At 52.8% G+C, this 21,583-nt stretch carries 25 protein-coding genes; 14 read left to right on the forward strand and 11 right to left on the reverse strand.

The window, feature by feature from the left end; translation table 11 throughout:
- Nucleotides 1-82: 82 nt before the first annotated feature.
- The 3 genes from FFS57_RS19195 to FFS57_RS19205 all read right to left on the reverse strand — a co-directional run bounded on the left by FFS57_RS19195 (nucleotide 83) and on the right by FFS57_RS19205 (nucleotide 4,204).
- The gene (locus tag FFS57_RS19195; RefSeq protein ID WP_137939436.1) at nucleotides 83-541 is read right to left on the reverse strand and encodes a DUF3422 family protein; all 459 of its coding nucleotides are present in this window, start codon (nucleotides 539-541) and stop codon (nucleotides 83-85) included.
- A gap of 420 nt (nucleotides 542-961) precedes the next feature.
- Complete coding sequence (locus FFS57_RS19200; protein WP_137939437.1) at nucleotides 962-3,946, reverse strand: Rne/Rng family ribonuclease; 2,985 nt, start codon at nucleotides 3,944-3,946, stop codon at nucleotides 962-964.
- 9 nt (nucleotides 3,947-3,955) lie between these two features.
- On the reverse strand, nucleotides 3,956-4,204 hold the full coding sequence (locus FFS57_RS19205) for a hypothetical protein (protein WP_137939438.1): 249 nt from the start codon (nucleotides 4,202-4,204) through the stop codon (nucleotides 3,956-3,958).
- A 501-nt stretch (nucleotides 4,205-4,705) separates the two neighbouring features.
- Here FFS57_RS19205 and FFS57_RS19210 point away from each other — a divergent pair.
- From FFS57_RS19210 to FFS57_RS19245, 8 genes are all read left to right on the forward strand, one after another.
- A complete protein-coding gene (locus tag FFS57_RS19210; protein ID WP_137939439.1) occupies nucleotides 4,706-5,662 on the forward strand; it encodes an RluA family pseudouridine synthase in 957 nt (318 codons plus the stop codon).
- 12 nt (nucleotides 5,663-5,674) lie between these two features.
- Nucleotides 5,675-6,331 carry an HAD-IA family hydrolase gene (locus tag FFS57_RS19215; protein ID WP_249384075.1) on the forward strand — a complete coding sequence of 219 codons (657 nt, stop codon included), beginning with the start codon at nucleotides 5,675-5,677 and terminating at the stop codon, nucleotides 6,329-6,331.
- Nucleotides 6,310-6,669 (forward strand): Rieske (2Fe-2S) protein, encoded by a 360-nt coding sequence (locus tag FFS57_RS19220; protein WP_137939441.1) that lies wholly within the window; start codon nucleotides 6,310-6,312, stop codon nucleotides 6,667-6,669. The genes FFS57_RS19215 and FFS57_RS19220 overlap by 22 nt, the downstream gene beginning before the upstream one ends.
- Nucleotides 6,662-7,609: a S49 family peptidase gene (locus FFS57_RS19225; protein WP_137939442.1), complete on the forward strand. Its 948-nt coding sequence runs from the start codon at nucleotides 6,662-6,664 to the stop codon at nucleotides 7,607-7,609. Before FFS57_RS19220 ends, FFS57_RS19225 begins: the two co-directional genes overlap by 8 nt.
- A gap of 109 nt (nucleotides 7,610-7,718) precedes the next feature.
- On the forward strand, nucleotides 7,719-8,531 hold the full coding sequence (gene motD, locus FFS57_RS19230; protein ID WP_137939443.1) for a flagellar motor protein MotD: 813 nt from the start codon (nucleotides 7,719-7,721) through the stop codon (nucleotides 8,529-8,531).
- Between the two features lie 120 nt (nucleotides 8,532-8,651).
- Nucleotides 8,652-9,485: a thymidylate synthase gene (locus tag FFS57_RS19235; protein WP_502705930.1), complete on the forward strand. Its 834-nt coding sequence runs from the start codon at nucleotides 8,652-8,654 to the stop codon at nucleotides 9,483-9,485.
- Nucleotides 9,482-9,706 (forward strand): hypothetical protein, encoded by a 225-nt coding sequence (locus tag FFS57_RS19240; protein WP_137939444.1) that lies wholly within the window; start codon nucleotides 9,482-9,484, stop codon nucleotides 9,704-9,706. The genes FFS57_RS19235 and FFS57_RS19240 overlap by 4 nt, the downstream gene beginning before the upstream one ends.
- A complete protein-coding gene (locus FFS57_RS19245) occupies nucleotides 9,703-10,194 on the forward strand; it encodes a dihydrofolate reductase (RefSeq protein WP_137939445.1) in 492 nt (163 codons plus the stop codon). Before FFS57_RS19240 ends, FFS57_RS19245 begins: the two co-directional genes overlap by 4 nt.
- A gap of 133 nt (nucleotides 10,195-10,327) precedes the next feature.
- On the opposite strand, the gene FFS57_RS19250 is transcribed toward FFS57_RS19245, so the two are convergent.
- The 7 genes from FFS57_RS19250 to gloB all read right to left on the reverse strand — a co-directional run bounded on the left by FFS57_RS19250 (nucleotide 10,328) and on the right by gloB (nucleotide 16,596).
- Nucleotides 10,328-11,041, reverse strand: a complete 714-nt coding sequence (locus FFS57_RS19250; protein WP_137939446.1) for a hypothetical protein — start codon at nucleotides 11,039-11,041, stop codon at nucleotides 10,328-10,330.
- A 259-nt stretch (nucleotides 11,042-11,300) separates the two neighbouring features.
- The gene (locus tag FFS57_RS19255; protein ID WP_137939447.1) at nucleotides 11,301-12,536 is read right to left on the reverse strand and encodes a type IV pilus assembly protein FimV; all 1,236 of its coding nucleotides are present in this window, start codon (nucleotides 12,534-12,536) and stop codon (nucleotides 11,301-11,303) included.
- 322 nt (nucleotides 12,537-12,858) lie between these two features.
- Nucleotides 12,859-13,245, reverse strand: coding sequence for a YchJ family protein (locus tag FFS57_RS19260; RefSeq protein ID WP_137939448.1), 387 nt, complete (start codon nucleotides 13,243-13,245; stop codon nucleotides 12,859-12,861).
- 1 nt (nucleotide 13,246) lies between these two features.
- Nucleotides 13,247-13,594, reverse strand: a complete 348-nt coding sequence (locus FFS57_RS19265) for a translation initiation factor Sui1 (protein WP_137939449.1) — start codon at nucleotides 13,592-13,594, stop codon at nucleotides 13,247-13,249.
- Nucleotides 13,595-13,596: 2 nt separating this feature from the next.
- Nucleotides 13,597-13,788, reverse strand: a complete 192-nt coding sequence (locus FFS57_RS19270) for an oxidoreductase-like domain-containing protein (protein ID WP_137939450.1) — start codon at nucleotides 13,786-13,788, stop codon at nucleotides 13,597-13,599.
- A 75-nt stretch (nucleotides 13,789-13,863) separates the two neighbouring features.
- Nucleotides 13,864-15,477 (reverse strand): lytic transglycosylase, encoded by a 1,614-nt coding sequence (locus tag FFS57_RS19275; RefSeq protein WP_171014076.1) that lies wholly within the window; start codon nucleotides 15,475-15,477, stop codon nucleotides 13,864-13,866.
- Nucleotides 15,478-15,834: 357 nt separating this feature from the next.
- Complete coding sequence (gene gloB / locus FFS57_RS19280) at nucleotides 15,835-16,596, reverse strand: hydroxyacylglutathione hydrolase (protein WP_137939452.1); 762 nt, start codon at nucleotides 16,594-16,596, stop codon at nucleotides 15,835-15,837.
- A 56-nt stretch (nucleotides 16,597-16,652) separates the two neighbouring features.
- Here gloB and FFS57_RS19285 point away from each other — a divergent pair, with 56 nt between their 5' ends.
- Genes FFS57_RS19285 through FFS57_RS19310 form a run of 6 tightly spaced genes read left to right on the forward strand, consistent with a single transcriptional unit; the run spans nucleotide 16,653 to nucleotide 20,371 of the window.
- Complete coding sequence (locus tag FFS57_RS19285; protein ID WP_137939453.1) at nucleotides 16,653-17,399, forward strand: class I SAM-dependent methyltransferase; 747 nt, start codon at nucleotides 16,653-16,655, stop codon at nucleotides 17,397-17,399.
- Nucleotides 17,392-17,841 carry a ribonuclease HI gene (gene rnhA / locus FFS57_RS19290; protein ID WP_137939454.1) on the forward strand — a complete coding sequence of 150 codons (450 nt, stop codon included), beginning with the start codon at nucleotides 17,392-17,394 and terminating at the stop codon, nucleotides 17,839-17,841. The genes FFS57_RS19285 and rnhA overlap by 8 nt, the downstream gene beginning before the upstream one ends.
- Complete coding sequence (gene dnaQ / locus FFS57_RS19295; RefSeq protein WP_137939455.1) at nucleotides 17,838-18,572, forward strand: DNA polymerase III subunit epsilon; 735 nt, start codon at nucleotides 17,838-17,840, stop codon at nucleotides 18,570-18,572. Before rnhA ends, dnaQ begins: the two co-directional genes overlap by 4 nt.
- Nucleotides 18,559-19,269 (forward strand): 2-C-methyl-D-erythritol 4-phosphate cytidylyltransferase, encoded by a 711-nt coding sequence (ispD, locus tag FFS57_RS19300; RefSeq protein WP_137939456.1) that lies wholly within the window; start codon nucleotides 18,559-18,561, stop codon nucleotides 19,267-19,269. The genes dnaQ and ispD overlap by 14 nt, the downstream gene beginning before the upstream one ends.
- A 17-nt stretch (nucleotides 19,270-19,286) precedes the next feature.
- A complete protein-coding gene (ispF, locus tag FFS57_RS19305) occupies nucleotides 19,287-19,760 on the forward strand; it encodes a 2-C-methyl-D-erythritol 2,4-cyclodiphosphate synthase (RefSeq protein WP_137939457.1) in 474 nt (157 codons plus the stop codon).
- An 11-nt stretch (nucleotides 19,761-19,771) separates the two neighbouring features.
- Nucleotides 19,772-20,371 (forward strand): GNAT family N-acetyltransferase, encoded by a 600-nt coding sequence (locus tag FFS57_RS19310; RefSeq protein WP_137939458.1) that lies wholly within the window; start codon nucleotides 19,772-19,774, stop codon nucleotides 20,369-20,371.
- Between the two features lie 91 nt (nucleotides 20,372-20,462).
- On the opposite strand, the gene FFS57_RS19315 is transcribed toward FFS57_RS19310, so the two are convergent.
- Nucleotides 20,463-21,434: a VirK/YbjX family protein gene (locus tag FFS57_RS19315; RefSeq protein WP_171014077.1), complete on the reverse strand. Its 972-nt coding sequence runs from the start codon at nucleotides 21,432-21,434 to the stop codon at nucleotides 20,463-20,465.
- Nucleotides 21,435-21,583: the final 149 nt, after the last annotated feature.

Genomic DNA, 21,583 nt, shown 5'->3' on the forward strand with positions numbered 1-21,583 from the left:
TCACCATCCAAGGCGTTCAAGCGACGCTGTGCGGCAAGGCTAACCGGGTCACGGGCAATAAGTGCCGTGGGACCAGATCCATTCAGTCCAATACCGCCCGCCCTGTTTGGAACAAACGCTGCAATTCGATTGCAGCATGGGCTGCCAGCATGACTTCACCTGGCAATTGGGCCAGCCAGTCTTGCGGGACGTGCAATAGCGCTGGGTGGGAAAATGGGTCGTGAAATTCGCCGTGGCGAATGAAGGTAACAGCTGAAAATTCGGAGTGGCGTGCCCATTTGAAATGAAAGGCCCCCATGTTGGCAGAAAAGTGATTGCTAGCTGCTTTGGGTGGGCTGATGTCATATGTTTCACATAGTTGGTGGATCAGGGCCAGTTCTTGGGCATATGGCAGTATTCGGTTCAAATAGGCAATATGGCTGGCCCGGCTGGGTGTTCGTACTGGTTCGAATGGGCGTGCATGTACTTCATCATTCAATAATCTGCGGTCTGGGTGGTCACGAAATGGTGTCAAACACACTTTTGGCACGGCTGCATTCATGCAATGTTCTCCTGGCGCAATAGCACCTATTGAAGTTCAACAGCAATCAATTGAAACGGCCGGGCGCAGGATGACGTGCCCATACCTCAAATGATGAGGTGATGATTTCGCTGCCGGAATGCGGCAGGGCAGAAGGTGGTGAATAAGCCGATTGGCATCTGCTCGTATCTTACCTCAGGTACCATGTCAGATCGAACGGCAATGTTTAATCGGCATTCGACCATGGCAAGTGCTATTTGGGCTTCATGGTGGATTGACCCAGTCAAATGACGTGATTCGCCATTCACCTAGAACGGCATTGCGAGCTTGCTGACTAGCTGAGCGTACTTGATATGCCGACAAAGAAAAACCCCAGGGCATGCCCTGGGGTTTCGCGTGATGAAGTCATTTCCGCCCGCAGCAGGCAGAACGATTTACATATTACTCGCCTTTGCGGGTTTCAATCTGCACCAGTGGCTCGCTGCTGCCACTTTCTATATGACTGGCGCGGTGACTGCGTTCAGCTTTGTGTACTGCATCACCTTCAACAACAGTAGGGGCAGCTCCTCGGTCGCCAGCCTTGGTTTCGATTTGTACCAGTTCAACCACCTCATTGACGACCGGACGTGCGGCTTGGCGGCGGCGGCGTGGAGCCGGTGTTGCAGCCGGGTCAGCCTGTGATACTGACTCCGTAACGGGTGTGGACTTGGTGGCAACCTGAACCAGACCGACCGTTTCCGGGGATGCAACTTCAATCGCAGACTGACGCGGTACCGGTTGGGTCGATTGAAATGCCGCAGGCACTTCAATATCTGGTGTTGGTGCAGGGCGGGTAGGTTCTTGCACGACCACCGGTGTTGTCTCGACAGGTGCAATGGTGACAACAGGCGTGGGCACTTCTACCACAACGGGTTTGGTTGGCGCTGCCGCCACTGCTGTCGGTATTGGCGCAGGGGTTACCGGAGCCGCCGGTGTTTCAGCTTGAACTGGTTTGACGGCCACAGGCTCTACCTCAAGCACTGCCGTGCGAGGAACTTCAACTGGTGCAGAAACAACCACAGGTTGTGGTGCTGGTGCTGAAATCACTGTGGCAGAAGTAGCTTCCACCATGGGTTGTGGAGCAGGTTGTTGCTCGACAATGCCTTCCTCTGATGTGGCTTCTTCTCCTGTAATACGCGTGCTTTCCGGACGACTTTCATCACGGCGATCACGGCGGTTGCGACGACGACGGCCGCGACCTTCACTGGCTTCTTCCTGTGCTAGGGGCACGTCCGTGCTCAGCTCACCTTCAAGTGCCGGCAAAGCTGCTTCCGGAGGAGTCTGTTTTGGCGGGCGTGGAGGCTTGGGCTGTTGCTGACGCCCACCTTGCTGCTGGTTTCCCTTCTCTGGGCGCTCTGCAGCTGCAATTTCCTTGGCTTCTTTGCGTTCCGTCTGTTCCCGGCGTTCCTGCTGGTCACGCTGGGGACGCTGACGTGATGCCTGATCTTCTTCAAAGCGTGGCTTATTGCTGGTACGTGACTGGCGATCACCTTCCTGGCGATCCTGACGGTCACGACGTTCACCTTTGTCGCTGCGTTCCTGACGCTCTCCACGTTCTCCACGTTCTTGCTGCGGTTGACGTTCGGTCCGTTCATTTCGCTCAGTGCGATCACCACGCTCGTTACGGCGATCACGCCGCTGTTGCTGCTGCGGTTTGGCTGCGACAGGTTTGACTTCAACAACCGGCTCTACCGGTTCGCCTCGGAACCAATTCAGGATTCGGCCAATCAGCCCTGGTTTGCTTTCGACTTTTGGCTCCGCCGCAACGGGTGCTGGCTGAGCCGGAGTAATGCCTTTGACGGCTGCTTCCTGGCGTTGTGGCTTGGCCTTTTCCTGACCATGCTTGTAAGCGTCTTCTTCCGCAGAAGGCATTTCCATCATCTTGTAGGATGGTTGAATGTCTTCAACATTGTTCAGATCATCATTGCGCAGGCGGTTGATGGTGTAATTTGGCGTTTCCATGTGGATGTTAGGAATCAACACCACACTGACCTTCAGCCGAGCTTCAATGGCATAGATCTCAGCGCGTTTTTCATTCAACAGGAACGTTGCCACATCCACGGGTACTTGTGCGTGAATGGCAGCGCTGTTTTCCTTCATGGCTTCTTCCTGAATGATGCGCAGGATGTGTAACGCCGAAGATTCGATGCCACGGATGAAACCTGTACCGTGGCAACGTGGACACGGGATATGGCTGGTTTCGCCCAGGCTGGGCTGCAGACGCTGACGCGAGAGTTCCAGCAAGCCAAAGCGCGAGATCTTGCCGATCTGCACCCGAGCACGATCATGGCGCAATGCATCTTTCAGACGGTTTTCGACTTCGCGCTGGTTTTTGCTACTTTCCATATCGATGAAGTCGATGACGATCAAGCCACCCAAATCACGCAGGCGTAGCTGGCGAGCGATTTCGTCGGCTGCTTCCAGATTGGTACGCAGCGCAGTTTCCTCGATATCGGATCCTTTGGTCGCCCGTGCCGAATTGACGTCGATAGATACCAGGGCCTCGGTGTGATCGATCACGATGGCACCGCCTGAAGGCAACGGTACATCACGGGAATAGGCAGTCTCGATCTGATGCTCGATTTGGAAACGCGAGAACAATGGCACATCATCGCGATACAGCTTGACACGGTTGACGTTGCCAGGCATTACGTGGCTCATGAACTGACGAGCCTGTTCGTAGATGTATTCGGTATCGATCAGGATTTCGCCGATATCTGGCTGGTAGTAGTCGCGAATGGCACGAATTACCAAGCTGCCTTCTTGATAGATCAGGAAGGGACCGGACTGTGATTTAGCCGCATTTTCAATGGCAGTCCACAACTGCAATAGGTAGTTCAAGTCCCATTGTAGTTCTTCCAGATTGCGGCCAATGCCGGCGGTACGCGCGATGATGGACATGCCGCCAGGGACTTCCAGCTGACCCATCAACTCGCGCAGTTCATTGCGTTCTTCGCCTTCGATTCGGCGAGATACACCGCCACCACGAGGATTATTTGGCATCAGCACGAGGTAGCGGCCAGCCAGCGACACAAAGGTAGTCAAGGCAGCGCCTTTGTTACCGCGCTCGTCCTTTTCCACTTGCACGATTACTTCCATGCCTTCACGCATTACGTCCTGAATACGTGCGCGACCACCTTCATAGTCACCTTGGAAATAGGAGCGGGCGATTTCCTTGAATGGCAGAAAGCCGTGGCGCTCTGTGCCATAGTCGACAAAGGCGGCTTCGAGGCTGGGCTCAATGCGGGTGATGATACCTTTGTAGATATTACTCTTGCGCTGTTCCTTGCCGACAGTTTCGATGTCGAAGTCGATGAGTTTTTGCCCATCGACAATGGCAACCCGGAGCTCTTCAGCTTGGGTCGCGTTGAATAACATACGCTTCATGGTCTTTTTCTAGTGTCCATGCGCGCCTTGATGCAGTGTGGCGATTGTACCGATCTGATGGCCAAACAAGGCCCATACAGAACCAGTAGGCCCTTTGCTGCCCGGTATGCGAATGGCAATACGCGGTCGCAGGCGACGAGGGCGATTGAGCCTGACAAACAGGCCAAACAGGGAAAGCGGTGCATCACGCACGGCATGACACGGCAGACAGATTCCGATCGCCAGCAACGAGATTGCGTTTGCAACTGACAGGCGCATAACGCAGTCATCGAATTAAAAATAAAGAACATGCACAAAGGCTAGGTGACGGCTGGCTTTGCCAAACTTTGGGGGATCGGCGGAATTGTTTCTGGCGTGTGTGGTTACATCCCGCAATCTTGCATTAATCAATCATTCGTCAACGCTGCCACGTTGGGCAACGCCGGAAAATCCACAGTGCTTAAAGCGCGCAAATCAATTACTATCACTACTTTTTTGGGTGAGTGACTTAACCGTCTTCACGTAAACTGCACGGCAAACCCGGTTGCCGGCTTGGCGTCTAGATACCGCCCCGCGATGCGTCGCGGAAAGCAGATCAGGGGAGCATTCAACCCTTCATCTGCCGGCTGGCACTGTCTGCAAACGCCGGGCGCCGGAGAACACCGCACAATCAATCGCAACCAAATCGGACAGGCTCTTGGCCTGATAACCCAATCTGCTGCGGTTTAGCGCGTGTGGCGCCGCTGCCAACCTGTTGACAGCCTAAGCAGTATAAGCAATATGTCAGACATTCGCAAAGATTCCGTCACCATGGTGACCGTGGCCGAGGATGGCGATGGCCAACGCCTCGATAACTATTTGATGCGTCTTTTGAAAGGTGTGCCGAAGAGTCACATTTACCGCATCATTCGCAGTGGCGAGGTACGGGTCAACAAAGGCCGTGCCCAACAAACCGATCGACTGAAGATCGGTGATGTGCTGCGGATTCCGCCCATTCGCCTGGCTCAGCAAGAAGGTCAGCCCAATGCGCCCGTTCATGTACAGAAAGTCGATTTCCAGGTTCTATTTGAGGATGATGCAATGTTGGTCATCAATAAGCCTGCTGGTATGGCCGTGCATGGTGGGAGTGGTATCAGCCGTGGCGTGATTGAACAGCTCCGACTGCAGCATCCTGATTACAAATTTCTTGAACTGGTTCATCGCCTGGATCGTGAAACATCCGGGGTATTGTTACTTGCCAAGAAACGGTCTGCATTGGTCGCTTTACATGAGGCAATTCGTGATAACGAGACAGATAAGCGCTACCTGACCATGGTGAAAGGTCGTTGGACCAACCCGCGTCAGAGCGTCAAGTTGCCGTTGCTGAAGTATTTGACTGCTGAGGGCGAGCGTCGTGTATCAGTCAATCATCAGGATGGTCAACCCTCACATACCGTTTTCAACCTGATCAATGGCTGGGAGCAGTACACACTATTGGAAGCCGAACTGAAAACGGGACGAACCCACCAGATCCGCGTGCACCTGTCACATTTAGGTTTTCCGATTTTGGGTGACGACAAGTATGGCGATTTTCCGCTCAACAAGCAGTTGGCGCGTGAAAACCTCAAACGAATGTTCCTGCATGCCTGGAAGCTGACCTTGCGTCATCCATTGAAGGGTACGCCAATGGTATTGCAGGCGGATTTGCCGGCTGATCTGCAAGCGTATGTCGCTAGTCTTGGCCAGCCACTCAGATAAGAAGGTGGATTGATGCCAAAACGTTATGATTTGCTGGTGTTTGATTGGGATGGTACGTTGATGGACTCCACGTTGAGCATCGTGCGTGCCATTCAACATGCTTTTCGTGATGTGGGGTTGCCATCCCCGTCCGATGAGCTGGCAAAACATGTAATCGGGCTGGGGCTGTCGGATGCCATGCGTTATCTGGACCCTGAATTGTCTGACGAGATATTGCGGCAATTGGTAGACGCATATCGTCACCATTATTTAGCACAGCACGCGTATATTGAGTTGTTTGAGGGTGTTGCTGAGGCGCTTGTACGTTATCGTGATGCGGGGTTTCTACTCGCGGTGGCAACAGGTAAGAGCCGCCAGGGTTTGAACCGTGCGCTGCAGACCGTCGGGATGGAAGGTATGTTTGACGTGACGCGTTGTGCGGACGAGACTTTCTCGAAACCGCACCCAGCCATGCTTGAGCAGATCATGACCTTTACCGGGATGGATGCCCGGCGTACCTTGATGATTGGTGATACTTCACATGACCTGTTGCTGGCACACAATGCACGAACGGATGGCTTTGCTGTCAGTTACGGGGCTCACCCACTGGAAGCGCTGCTGGTGCACCGGCCGGTTGGGGTTGCCCATACCTTCGCGGAACTGGATGAATGGCTGACACAGAACGCCTGATCTGTCGTGCAGATGAGTTACAGAATGGCAGACATGGCAAGCGTTTTCAGGTGACCTTGTATGGACAAACCCGGAATGCGTTTGTGATTCGTTGGCATGGCAAGGTGTATGCTTATATCAATGAATGCCAACATGTGCCCATCGAATTGGACTGGAATGAAGGCGAGTTTTTTGATTTATCAGGATGCTACCTTGTATGTGCCACCCATGGCGCATACTATGCTCCGGATAATGGCTACTGCCTGGGGGGGCCGTGTAAAGGACGGTCGCTGGTGAAACTTTCGGTAGTAGAGCATGACGAACAGGTTTTTTGGATAGACGAGACGACACATGGCTGAGAGTGGTAACAATTGGGAACGCGATACGCTGGAAAAGCTTTTGCTGGCAACCATCAAGGAGCAGCGTAAGGCGCGTGGTTGGAACATTTTGTTCCGTTTCATGACCTTTGGCATGATGTTTCTGGTCTTTGCCGCAGCGATGGGATGGTTGTCCGGCAGTAAGGATGCGGAAGGTCTGGGAGGTTCGCACACCGCTGTCGTGGAGATGTTCGGAGAGATTGCACCAGGTAGTCGGGCAAGTGCTGACGTGGTGATGGAGGGCCTGCGAAACGCTTTCAAGGACAAAAATACTAAGGGTGTGATTCTGCGCATCAACAGCCCAGGTGGCAGCCCCGTTCAGGCAGGCCAGATCTTTGATGAGATTCGTCGTTTGCGCGCTCGTCATCCGGCGATTCCAATCTACACTGTAGTCGATGATATCTGTGCATCTGGCGGGTACTATGCGGCGGCGGCAACGGATAAAATTTACGTCGACAAGGCCAGTTTGATTGGTTCGATTGGTGTGTTGATGAATGGTTTTGGTTTCACTGGTGCAATGGAAAAGCTGGGTGTTGAGCGTCGTTTGCTGACTGCTGGTAAGAACAAAGGCTTCCTTGATCCATTCTCGCCCATGAACGCCGAACAACAGACCTTTGCCAAGGAAATGCTTACCCAGATTCACCAGCAATTCATCGACGTTGTTCGTCAGGGGCGTGGCAAGCGCTTGAAAGATGATGAAAACACCTTTTCGGGTTTGATCTGGAACGGTGAGCAGGGTATCAAGATGGGCCTGGCGGACGGTTTCGGTTCAGTGGATTCCGTAGCACGTGACGTGATCAAGGTTGAAAAAACCGTTGATTTCACACCGAAGGAAAACTGGGCAGACCGCTTTGCCAAGAATATCGGTACCAGCGTTGCTGATCATTTGCCTTTGTCACAATCTGGTCTGCAATTGCGTTGATGTAGAACGGCCGGCAGATCATACCTTGTCCGCATGATCTGCCGATCTTGTCTTGCGAGGTGGTGCGGGCTACAGTCAGCGTATAGTTGGTCATTCGGGAATGCCATGCATGGCTCGCCGTAAAAGACACGAAGAACACGAAAATCACGAACGTTGGCTGGTATCCTACGCTGACTTCATCACTTTGCTATTTGCCTTTTTTGTTGTGATGTACGCGATCTCTCAAATCAACGAGGGGAAATACCGTGTGCTTTCCGATTCCCTGATTCAGGCTTTTCGTAATCAGCCCGCCAGCTCCATGCAGACGCAGACGGGATCGATTACCGGTTCTGCCGGCGCCATGGTGCAAAAGGGCGCGGTCATGACTGGTACCCCACCTAAAGTTCAAAGCGCTCAGCGTAAGGCGCAAGAGCTGAAAATGCGCAATATGGCGACTGATGTACAGAAAGTGCTGGCGCCACTGATCAAAGAGGGGCGTGTTCGGGTCACTGAAACCCCCCGTGGTATTGCGGTCGAGATCAATGCCAGTGTGTTGTTTGCATCGGGTCAGGCAGATCTACAGCTTGCTTCCATTGAAGCGTTGACAGAGGTTGGCCGACTCTTGGCTGTGGCTGATAATCTGGTACTGGTTGAGGGGCATACTGATCCGGTGCCGATCAATTCCATACAGTTTCCATCCAATTGGGAGTTATCCGGTGCCCGTGCGGGCAGTGTGGTACGGCTGTTTGTCGAAGCGGGCGTCAATCCGCTGCGTATGACGGTGATTGGTCGTGCGGATACCCGCCCGGTGGAAAATAACGCGACAGAAGAAGGGCGAGCGCGCAATCGCCGAGTCACGATCAATATTCTGGCGGAAAACCGTGAACAGATTACTGAGCTGCCTGAATTCAAACTGACACCTTCCGAACCTGCGAGCCCGTAGTTCAGCCAATTGGTTGTTTGCAGTTTTGACAAAAAAGTTTCGTACTAGGCTGTTGATGCCCCTCCTTTTTCTTCGTAAGATGGAGGGTTTTTTATTTTAGGTGTCATCGCTAGTTGAGCGATGTTGGTTCCTAAAATTGGCTTTCAACAAGGGTCCATTTTGCGCGAATATCAGGAACTGCTAAGCCGGGTTTTGGCAACAGGCGTTAGAAAAACTGACCGTACTGGCACGGGTACGATCTCAATATTTGGTTATCAGATGCGGTTCGACCTGCAAGCAGGTTTCCCGCTGCTGACGACCAAGAATGTCCATCTCAAATCTATCATTCACGAGCTGCTGTGGTTCCTGAGGGGCGATACCAATATTGCCTATCTGAAAGATAATGGCGTTACTATTTGGGATGAGTGGGCCAATGAAAACGGCGACCTCGGCCCGGTATATGGCTCGCAGTGGCGTAATTGGCCTGCTGCGGATGGCCGCCATATTGATCAGATCACGCAAGTGATCGAGCAGATCAAGCGGACACCGGACTCACGTCGATTGATCGTATCAGCATGGAATGTAGGTGAGATTGAGCAGATGAAACTGCCACCTTGCCATGCTTTTTTCCAGTTCTATGTGGCTGATGGCAAGCTGTCGTGTCAGTTATATCAACGTAGTGCGGATATTTTCCTGGGTGTTCCCTTCAATATTGCCAGTTATGCGCTGTTGACTATGATGGTGGCACAGGTATGCGGTTTGCAAGCTGGAGAATTCATCCATACCTTGGGTGATGCGCACATCTATCTGAATCACACGGAACAAGTGCAGACGCAGCTGGATCGTACACCGCGTACATTGCCAACGATGTGGATCAACCCAGAAGTGACAGATATCTTTGCGTTTACCTATGACGATTTCCGGTTGGAGAATTATGACCCTTATCCAGCCATCAAAGCGCCGGTGGCAGTATGAGTGGCGAATTCGATCACATTGTCTGGCGCTCTCCAACGGGGGAGATCTTGTCCTGCGTGGAAAAGATCAAAGTCATGCGCGAAAATCTCGAAGAATTGAAGCAAATGGCGCAGGATGCAATGGAAGATGCATTGCTGATGGGCGGTGACGAGCACCAGGTACGCCAAGTGTTGCATGAACTTGTCGATAGCCTGATCAACCCTTATCCGGATGCAGAATGATGGCGCCTGTTCTCTCGCTGATTGCTGCGATGGCACGCAATCGTGCCATCGGCATTGAAAACCGTTTGCCTTGGCGCTTGCCAGAAGACCTGCAGTACTTCAAACGTGTGACTATGGGTAAGCCAGTCATCATGGGGCGCAAGACTTATGAATCGATTGGGAGGCCGTTGCCGGGACGAACCAATATCGTGATTACCCGTAGCTGTGAATGGCGGGCTGAGGGTGTCGTGGTTGCCCATTCAGTACAGGATGCGTTGTCACGCGTGGGTGATGTGAGTGAGGTATTTGTAATCGGCGGGGCCGAGTTGTATGGCCAGGCTTTACCACAAGCCGATCGGCTGTATTTGACGGAAATCGGTACCGATTTTATTGGGGACGCGTATTTTCCTGAAGTTGATATGTGTGGCTGGCATGAGGTCAAACGTGAGTCATTCCCAGACGATGGGCGGGGATTCGGTTATGCCTTTGTGCAGTACCATCGATGCTAAGCAATTGTAAGGGTTTGCTGCTTTACAGTGGTTGATGGATTGTGCTTCAAGTATCTATGGTGTGTACCGAGCCAGTCGGCAACTTCATGCCGACTGGCTGGTTATGCACTAGCGGTGATCTATTCAAAGCCGATCAGAAGCGCCAACCCAGCTTCACGCTGGCGCTTGGTATGTCACCTACAGTATCCGCTTCAGCTGCGATGTTCAACAGTCCCAGATTCAAGTTGCCACCCATCAACAGCTTTGCTTTGTTGACCTTCTCGCTGGTCAGGTTGTGGGCGTTGGTATCCGTTTTGCTCCACACATAGCCTATGCCCACATAGGGGGTGAATAGCGTCAGCGTTTTCGAGATCAGCAGCTCAGCACCAGCACTACGGAATTTCAGACTGTTGTTGCCCTGAGTGGTACTGGCCGAGAGTCTGAGTCCAACCGCAGGGGTGGCCAAGCCACCTTCAACCAATGCATAGCGGGCTTCTGCACCAATCAGATTGGTATCTGCATCAATCACCTTGCCAAGTGATACGCCCAGGTCTAGCCCCATCGGGAGTCCTTTATGCAGATGAAGTCGAGGTATCAGTATTGAATTCAATATCTTGCCATCATTGGCGCGCTTCCAAAGATCATCATGCTTGGCATCGGTATAACTCAGTCCGACACCTACATCAAAACCCAATAGGCCGAGGGGTGTAGCTGGCGTAACGCCGCGGTAGCTATAAGCGGCAACGGCATCTTCTGCCAGTGAGCGAAATTCCCGCTGATTCAGATTGCCCATGGTGTTCAGATTACCGGCCAATACCGGCAGTGTGGCGCTCATGCTGAGCAGCGCCAAAGTAAATCGAATTTTCATGCTTGATGACATCCAAAAAGAAAGTGCATGTGTATAGCATCCACAACATGTGGAGTGAATATTGGCATGTGGTTGGAACAGTGTGCCCGATCGGGCACGGTCTTTAGTGGTCATGAACCACGTTAGCACGCATCTTGCTGGTATAGGTACTACATGTGGGCCATGGAGGCGGTTTGAAGGGTGGACAGATCGTATGCTAAATGGTTTCAGGATTGATCAATTTGATTGAAAGTAACACCGGTTCTAAGGTAGTTGATTTTCAGTTTGAAGTGGTATCTGACATTGTCGAGGTGGGGCGTTTTCGGATCAGGCTTGCACCAAAAACGGTAGCGATCAGGATGCCAGCACCTACACCCAATGCCAGATAGGGTGGTGAGTCCGCCCCCTGGATTGTGTTCGCCGTCTTGAGCTGTTTGTCGGCCACAGCTGCTGTAGCTGGTTTGCTACCGGGTAAATTGATAGCAGCTTGAACGGTGGCTGCCAAGGAGGTGCTACGGTTGTGTTGTTCTGCCAATTGCTTGCTGAGGCTGGCAATTTTTTCTTCCAATTCTTCCACTTTGTCTTTCATGGCAAGTAACTGGGCGGTTTTGTCATCTGGATCGGTTACAGATTTGTCGGTGGACGGGCTATCACCTTTGCCAGGTATGCTGGTATCAATTTGGGTTGCACTGAGCTTGACCTGAAAATCAGGCTGGCTGCTGATGCGAGGTACTCGTTCAGACTTACCTGCTTCTGGTAACTTGGCTGGTGCTGGGGAGGCCGATGGTGCTACAGCGACTTGAATCGATTCTGCTAATGGCAATACGTCTGGAATCAACAGTTCGTCCCCAATGCGGATCTGGTTCGGGTTTATCAGTTTGGGGTTGACTGCAATAATCGCTTTCTCCAATTTTCGCTGCTTGGTGCCGTTGTTTGGTTCAAAGCGTTGCGCAATTCGGGCAATTGAATCACCTTTTCGCACCTTCCAGGTTTCTCCTCGGCCAGCCACTACTGGTGCAGGTTCTTGAGTGATCGTGGTGGAATCAGTTTTAGGCAGTAGTTTCAAGACCGGCAAGAATACCTGTTGGGAAGGAACGGATAGAGTATCGCTTGCTTCCTTGTCCGGAGGTGGTGGGTCAAGGAAAAACGTATACTCCCGAACCGATTCACCACCATGCTCGCAATGTGAACGAATGCGCAACATCGAGACTGGCTCAGTCATGGGGTGAGCCGTGCTTAACACCAGCGTGCCCCGCTCGGCATTGCCTTCTACATTCAGAGTCGGATAGACAGCAGGAAAGCCACTTTCGTTCGTACCGCTACGGTCGACACTGAAGCATTGCGACAGCTCTTTTTCCGACGCCAAACTGAGCTGCTTGAATGGGATGTAGGCATCCAGCCGCTCACCCAGGAACGACCGTACTTGTAAGGCGCCCAAACCCGTTGCGTGAACAGGTGAACACAGCAACCAACCAGCAAGCGACGTGACAGCCAGAAATGCAAAAGTGGGGCGCATAGGGTTCTGCAATATGGTTTTCTCGGATTATAGCGAGAATCGCCTGGCTGTCAGTGTCGAACTGATCTACGTACATGGAGTTACTGTTGAAGATGCGAATGCAAACAGGATGTATTAGTGCTGGTTAAATAATAAATTTAATTAAATCAAATGGGTGGGTGCGTGAGTGATCGTAATGGCCAGGTTTCTTCATATTTCATTGTGAAATGGATTTCAGGATATGTAGCTTTAGAATCCATGTATTCGAACAAGCGCTACATGAGCTACAAAGAAAAGGAACTACTCGTTTCGGCGAGTGGGAATGAGGAGCTATATTGATGAGCTACTCGACCATATCACCATCGATATATTGCCAATAACCATCTACTTTGCGAAATCGACTGGTCTCGTGTAGCTTGCCAGCACGTCCATTGACTTTATAACGGGCGATAAACTCGACCTCACCCACGTTCTCGGTTTCACTGCTATGCTTGATTTCCAGTCCAATCCACTTGGTTGGTGGGTTGTCATTCAGATCCAGTTCGGCAGGACGAGTGGTAGCATGCCAGCTGGACTGCAAATACGCTACATTCCGTAATGTGTAAGCGGTGTAGCGCGAACGCATCAGGGCTTCAGGCGTGGGGGCTGGCATGCCCTGCAGCAATGGCTGGCAACAGTTGGTTAGGGAAAGACCACTGCCACAGGGGCATGGCTGAGGTTGCTTGGCCATATCAGCCGCCTGCCAGTTTGACGATAAAGCCGCGTTTTTCCAACTCTGTCTTGAGTAACTCACGATGATCACCCTGAATTTCCACAATACGGTCTTTCACCGCTCCACCAGTACCGCACTTGCGCTTCAGGTCTACTGCCAGTTGTTTGAGGGCATTGTCGTCCAGCAAGAAACCGGTTGCTGTCGTGACCGTTTTACCCCCTCTACCCCCGGTTTCGCGTCGTAGACGGATGACACCGTCACCGCTGGGAGGGGCAGCTTTCCTGCAGCAGCAGGCATTGACTGGTTGGCCGCAGCCAGGGCAAAGGCGACCGTGTTCCGTCGAATACACGGGGCGGGAGTTGGACATTGTCAGGATTCCTCTGTTGGGGGGGCGGGCTGCAGTTGCATCGTCTGTCGGGTTTCGTATTCCATCAATAAACGACGATATTCGGCCAGCTCAGCTGCATACATGTCGTGTACGCAAACTTCACAGCCATTGCCACAACAATCACCATCCTCTGGTGGAATGGGGGCATCGGGTAAGTGCAGGGGTTCTTCCATAGCGGATATTTTACCGCTGACGGCCGCTTTGGCAAAAACATGCGGCCGTTCAGAGAAGTGGCGAATGGCGGGTGATCAACTGTTATCGAGATGAATGACTAGCCGGTCGCCTGGGGTCAGGCGTTTACTGGGTTTATTCCAGCGCTGCAAGTCCGCAACTGTGACATTGAATTTACGGGCGATACTGAAAATGGTATCGCCACGTTTGACGACGTATTGTGTACCGCGGGACTTGGCTGGTTCATCACGGCCAACACGCGTACCAACCTTGATGAACTTTCCCTGTGTATTACGGCGTTCTTCCAGTACCAGTATCTTGCCAGCCGAGACACGATTACTGTTGAGTTGATTCAATGCCTTGAGCTCGCCCGGACTCATGCCATAACGTTTGGCGATGCTGAAGAGTGTTTCACCTCGTTTGACTTCATGTGAAGCCGGCTGGGTCTCAATGCGATCCAGTTTGGCGTAAGATGGTACTGACGGCACCATCGGGGTTTCAGCCAGAGCCGGAGCGGTAATGGCATCCACTTCGCCATTATCGCTAGGGACCAGCAGCATCTCGCCACGCGCCATGCGGGCTTGGCCGATATTGTTGACCTCGCGTAATTTATCGACTGTGGTGCCAAATTTTGCTGCAATTCGCTCGAAGCGCTCGCCACGCTGCGTGGCATAGGGTTTCCATGACAGCAGCGGCTTGTCATAGCTGGCTAGATTGGTGGTAAAAACGTCAGCCTTCTCTGCTGGCAGCAAAAGCTTACGGCTGGGTTTGTAAGCGATCACGGGCTTGTTGAAGGCAGGGTTCAAATGCAGAAATTCTTCAACCGGCATATTGGCCAGTTTGGCGGCAACCTTGGTATCCATGTGATGAGGCACATTGACCGCTTTGAAATAAGGCCGATTTGGAATTGGGCGCAACTTCAGGCCAAAACGGGCCGGATCGGCAATCAAATTGCGAATGGCCAGTAGCTTGGGTACATAGTTTTGCGTCTCCGCCGGCATACGGATGTTTAGGTAATCCTCTGGCAGGCCAGCAGCACGGTTCTTTGACAATGCCCGTGCTACGGCACCTTCGCCCCAGTTGTAAGCAGCCAGTGCCAAGTGCCAGTCACCGAACAGGCCATACAAATATTGTAGGTAGTCCAGTGCAGCATCCGTGGCAGCCAATACGTCACGACGACCGTCATACCACCACGTTTGCTCCAGGCCATAGTTCTTACCGGTCGACGGAATGAACTGCCAGATGCCGGATGCATGGGCTGAAGAATAGGCTTTGGGATTGAACGAGCTTTCAACGACGGGCAGCAATGCAAGATCCAGTGGCATGCTGCGACGCTCCAATTCGTTCACGATATGGTAGAGATAGCGTTGGGCGCGATCAGCCATCCGGTACAAATATTCGGGTCGTGCGGCATACCACTGCTCATAGTCACGTACTTGTGCCAGATCCAAATTGGACAAAGCAAAGCCTTGTCGGATGCGATCCCACAGATCATTGTCGGGAAAAAGCGAATTGCTCAGAGTCGGTGCGGTATCAGCGACATCGCTTTCGCCTAGTTCGTCGGAAAATTGCAACGAGTAAGGCTGATCTACATCGGCGGCGCTGGTAGTTTCATCGCTGGTTGTAGCAGACGCGGGCAGAGGCTCGGGCTTGTCATCCTGCGGCAGGCTGACTGACGGTTGAGGCGTCATGCGGGGCTCCGCTGCGTGGAGGGTGGACGCGGCGCCAGCTGCCAGCAAGGCAAGTACAAGATATGGCAGTTTTTTCATCAACATGACGACAATCAAAAACAAGTGAGGCCGAATTTTAATCGGGGGCTTTTGACGAAGTCAAAGCAGCTTGTCCGAGGACTGAGCACGTTGGCATGTTTTGTTGATGCCTAATTGCGGATCCCCGATCTTTTGGGCTGGTTAGCTGGCCCAATGGTATCGGCATCAAGGTTGGCCGTCATGCCGCTGTAATTCATACGATACTTCAATCTGGCGGCGACCGTGCAGTTTTTATTGGCGCGGTCGCCAGGTATCTCATTACTTCCAGGGGTTTTCTGGTTAAAAATGATCTTTCCAGGCTCGTAGTGCTGCGAAGGTGGAGAGCCCAGCGGCCAATGCCTGGGCCGTGTGCTGGCTGGCCTGGGTGATGACTGCGGGTTCGCTGTGGCGTAGAAAGGGGTTGGTCCGTTTCTCCATCCCGATAGTTGTAGGTAATGTGGGCCGGCCTTGATCACGGCTGGCTTGGTCTTGTCGATGGCGGATCTGTAGATCCAGGTTGTTGGGATCTGCAGCCAATGCAAAACGCTGATTCGACAGCGTATATTCATGGGTGCAATAGACTTTGGTATCGTCTGGCAGTGCGGCAAGTCGACCGAGTGACTGGTGCATTTGCGCTGGTGTACCTTCGAACAGGCGGCCACAGCCACAGGCAAATAGGGTATCGCCACACAGCAGCATACCTTCGGTGTAGAAGGCGATGTGATCCAGCGTATGGCCGGGAACTGCCATTACCTGCAACGTCAAATTCAACATGGGTAATGTCAACGTCTCCCCATCCATCAGAGGGGCGGTGATACCATCGAATGGCGTGATGGCAGGCCCATAGACAGGACAGCTCCATTGTTCGTGCAGTGTGTTGACACCACCTACATGGTCAGCATGGTGGTGGGTGACCAGAATTGCCACCAGAGTCAGCTGGTGGGCTGTTAGGTAATCGCGTACTGGCTGGGCATCGCCGGGGTCGACTACAACTGCATGAGGGCCTTCGCGTAAAAGCCAGATATAATTGTCATTGAAAGCCGGGATGGGGAAGATGTCCATCGTCACCTCTGAAACGGTTGGCGCCAAACGGTCGCCGGTGAAGGAAAGGGTTACCAATGCCTGACTGGAACGATTGGTGGGAAAGCCCACTGGGACAATATGTCATTGAACGTGAGCAGGCTTATTTTGACCACGTAGTCGCCAATCTGTTCGGATTCCATGCGGTTCAGGTTGGTATGTCACAGTTTGATCTGTTGCGTGCCAACAGGATGCCGCATCGCATCAAATTGGGGCGCATTGGCACTGTGGATTTGCACTGTGATCCAGCCAACCTGCCATTGGAGTCAGGCAGTATCGATCTCATTGTGCTGCCGCACGTGCTGGATTTCAATGCCAATCCGCACCAGGTGCTGCGCGAGGCGGAACGGGTGCTGGTGGCGGATGGCCAGCTGTTGATTGCCGGCTTTAACCCTTGGAGCCTATGGGGTGGCAAGCGGTTGTGGTTGCGACGACAGGGGATACCCTGGCGTGCTCATTTTCTGAGTCTGCCACGGATCAAGGATTGGCTGGCGTTGCTCAGCTTTGAAGTCAATGACAATCAATTGGCCTGTTACGCGCCGCCTTTTCTGCAGCTACAGTGGCTGCATCGTTTCGGCTTCATGGAGCGAGTTGGTCAGCGCTGGTGGCCGGTGGCTGGCGGTATTTACTTCCTGCATGCCATCAAGCGTGTGCAAGGGATGCGGTTGATTACACCGACCTGGCAACAATACAAACTGCGAGCACGCATTGCGGCCTTGGCCGAACGTCAGAGCGCTAATGCAGGTACGCATCAAAAGGGAAGTTCGGGACCACAACATGAATGAAGAATCTGTCGTCGAGATCTATACTGACGGCGCTTGTAAAGGCAACCCAGGCCCTGGTGGCTGGGGGGCGCTGCTGATATATGGTTCGCACGAGCGCGAATTGTTCGGCGGTGAAGAGGAAACCACCAACAATCGCATGGAATTGCGAGCCGTAATCGAGGCGCTGGGTGTGCTGAAACGGCCTTGCACGGTACGAGTGTATACCGATTCACAATATGTTCAGAAGGGCATCAGCGAGTGGATTCATGGCTGGAAAAAGAAGGGTTGGAAAACCAGCCAGAATGCACCGGTAAAGAACGCCGACCTTTGGCAACAACTGGACCGGGCTCAGGCGCAGCACGCTATCGAATGGCGCTGGGTCAAGGGACATGCTGGGCATGAATTCAACGAACGAGCCGATCAACTGGCCAATCAGGGCGTGACCCTGGCGAAAGCACCATGAGACAGATTATCCTCGATACCGAAACTACGGGTCTGGAGCCATCACAAGGTCACCGCATCATCGAAATTGCGGCTGTGGAAATGATCAACCGCGTCATATCGCCTGCTGATCGACATTTGCATCTGTACATCAATCCTGAGCGTGACAGTGATGAGGCAGCTTTGAATGTGCACGGTCTGACGACGGATTTTCTGTCGGATAAACCGAAATTTGCCGATGTCGCCAGGCAATTCCTGGAGTTTGTAAGAGGGGCTGAGCTGATTATTCACAACGCACCATTTGATCTTGGCTTTATCAACCATGAGTTCGCCATGTTGGGCATGGGGCGTATTCAAGACAATATTGCCGGTGTGATCGATACGCTGGCGATGGCCAAGGAAATGCGACCTGGCAAGCGCAATAACCTGGATGCGCTGTGTGACTTTTTCGGTATTGACCGCTCGGCACGGGTGTTGCACGGTGCGCTGATTGACTGTGAGCTGCTGGGTGACGTGTATTTGTCCATGACCCGTGGGCAGGAAAGCCTGATGATGGATATGGCGGACATTTCGCCTGCATCCTCGTTACAGTTCCAAGGTAGTAAGCGTGGTCCGTTGAGAGTAATCTCGCCGACAACCGATGAGCTGACTACCCATGAGGGTTATTTGAACGATCTCGATAAAGCGGTGAAGGGTAGCTGTATTTGGCGTCAATTGACTGCAACGCCGGAACCCGCCGATGCCGGTGGCTGAGCGGCGCTATGTTGCTCTGTTGCCAGCGGCAGGGAGCGGTTCCCGCATGGCTTCCAGTACCCCCAAGCAGTATTTGGATTTGGCTGGCGCACCGGTTATCAGGCATACCATTGCAGCGTTTGTTAACCACCCGGTGATCAATCAGGTGGTGGTAGTGATCAGTCAGGAAGATGAGTGGTTCACCAGTCATGATTGGCAATTTGCTGCAGGTAAACTGACGGTATTGCGTTGTGGTGGCAGTAGTCGGGCCGAATCGGTCCGTAATGGCCTGTTTCATTTGGCCGATACGCTGATGGATGCTGATTGGGTATTGGTACATGATGCAGCTCGGCCTTGTCTGGCGCAGTCGGAATTATCCCGACTATTGACCAACCTGGCAGAGGATGCAGTAGGGGGTATTCTCGCGGTGCCTGTGGCTGATACCCTCAAACGGGCTGATGCCGGCCAGCGCATTGCTGGCACAGTATCGCGAGATGCAATGTGGCAAGCACAAACACCGCAGATGTTCCGTTATGGCATTTTGTCGCAAGCGTTGGCGGGTGAGCTGGATGCTGACATTACCGATGAGGCTTCTGCTGTTGAGCGCCTTGGCTTGCAGCCTAAACTGGTGCCAGGCAGTGTACGCAATCTGAAAATCACCTATCCTGCCGATTTGGCGTTGGCGGACATGATCATCCGCAGTCAATCGGCGCAATGAATCAAACGAGGCAAAGTATGCGAATTGGGCAAGGGTTTGACGTACACGCACTGGTGGAAGGGCGCAAATTGATCATCGGTGGGGTAGACATTCCGTTTGAAAAAGGCCTGTTGGGGCATTCTGATGCTGACGTGCTGCTACATGCACTGACTGATGCACTCTTGGGGGCTGCGGCGTTGGGGGATATCGGACGACATTTTCCGGATACCGATGGCCGTTATAAAGATGCTGATAGCCGGGTGTTGCTGCGCGATGCATGGAAGCTGCTGCATGAGAAGGGCTACCGTGTGGTCAATGTTGATGCCACTATCATTGCTCAGGCACCCAAAATGGCACCGCATATTCCGCAAATGGTGGCTCATATTGCTGAAGACCTGGGCTTGTTACCCGACATGGTCAATATCAAGGCCAAAACGACAGAGCGCCTTGGCTTTACCGGCCGGGGCGAAGGCATTGCTGCCGAAGCGGTCTGTCTGATCACCCCACTCTGATTTCATTTGCAGTGACGTTTGCGATTCGTCATTACCAATTTGAAGATTTACTTGCGTTGTATCGTATTTGTTTACTGACTGGTGACAGTGGACAGGATGCGTCACATCTCTATCATGATCCTGAGCTGTTGGGGCATGTGTATGCGGCCCCTTATGCTGTATTTGCGCCGGAGTTGTGCTTTGTGCTGACATTGAGCGGCAAGGTTGTGGGCTACGTGCTGGGAGTGGCAGATTCCTCGCATTTTGCTGCCCAATGCGAGGCTGATTGGTTTCCGCCGTTGCGTTTGCGTTACCCGATGCCAGCCGAGGTCGACCAATCGCCTGATGCCCGGATGATTCGGACCTTGCATCGTGGTCACCCAGTCATGGCAGGAACACATGGCTATCCGGCTCATTTGCATATTGATCTGCTGCCAATGGCACAAGGCCAGGGGTGGGGTAACCGGCTATTGCAGGTGTTTCTGGCTGCGTTACGTGATGCAGGTGTCAGGGGGGTGCATTTGGGTGTCAATGGCCAGAACCAGCGTGCGCTGGCGTTTTATCAGCGTACAGGTTGGCATCCATTGGCGACTCATTCGTGGGGCTTGGTGCTGGGGATGGAGTTGACCTAGCTGCCATCAGCAGCCAAGTCTGATCGGAATCTGGTTTGTCATGTCAATGCTTGTCCTAGCAGTTATCGACGTGATTCATGATCCACGGCACTCAAGCTGCCTGATGATATTCGCCCAGAAAACGACTTTGCAGGGTGACTTGTTGCCCAGGCTGTACCAGCAGCGGTGTGACTTGTAACGCATCGCGAATGCTGACACTGATACTGTCTTCCAGGCTGAAGCGACGCAGGTATTGGGCACGTTTGCGGCTATCAATGTCTTCAAGTGTTTTGCGTGTCGGTTCGGCTGGCAAGGCATAACATCCTTTGGGCAGTAATTGCCCACCCATTTCTTCCCAGAAACCATCGTAATCGGCCGAAATCGTACGCTGTCGCCGGAATGGTGTGTGGTAGATATGATATTGGCCTGCAACTGCGCGAATCTTGCGGATACCCCACAATTTTGCAAGGTCATAGACACAGCGCATGATCAGATTTTTTGGCCTTAGTCCATGCAGATCGCGGGTTGCAGCCTTTACTGCCTCATTTCCCAGACTACGGCGCGGCCCTTGCAGGCAGCCGACCTCCATGATGTATTCCCCGGTTTCGTCCTGATGAATAGAGAACACCGCACGGGTAATGACTCCCTCTCCCGTCGGGGATAGCAGGCACACCATCAGTTCTCCCTCCTTGTCGAATGAGCGGGTCGGGCTCAACTCAATACCATACTGCTGACCACTTTTGCCTGTACAGGTGGCTAGTGGCAAACGACCTGTTTGATAGAGCAATGAACGCAGTGGCAAAGCGAGGTGTTCATCGATGAAGTCGTAATGCTGCTGGAGAATGGTCAGCTTTTCATTCAGCCCGATGTTTTTGCGAAGATAGGGGCGCTGCAATTTCAGGAACAGCTGGGTATTGCAGGCGGCCATTTCGGCGCGACGTTCATCATGTAACAGGTAGCCAAGCCAGCGTTGTGTCAATGGATAGATTGCCAGGGCACGTGCCAGATACTTCCAGTAACGCGAGCTGAGTAGCGACGCTGGTTGGCCTGCAATCAAGCGGGCGCTATGGAGAAGGGTTTTCATGGGCAGTGTCCTGATTTGCAATCGACCGGATCCAGTTCGGTGTGGGTATGAAGTGGATCTGATGGTTGATTCAGCGTGGGAAAAATTCACACTCATAATATGTGGAATATTTTCCCGCGTCAAATCGTCATGTTATGATGCGAATGTTT

This window comes from Chitinivorax sp. B (genome assembly GCF_005503445.1).
GTDB lineage: Bacteria > Pseudomonadota > Gammaproteobacteria > Burkholderiales > SCOH01 > Chitinivorax.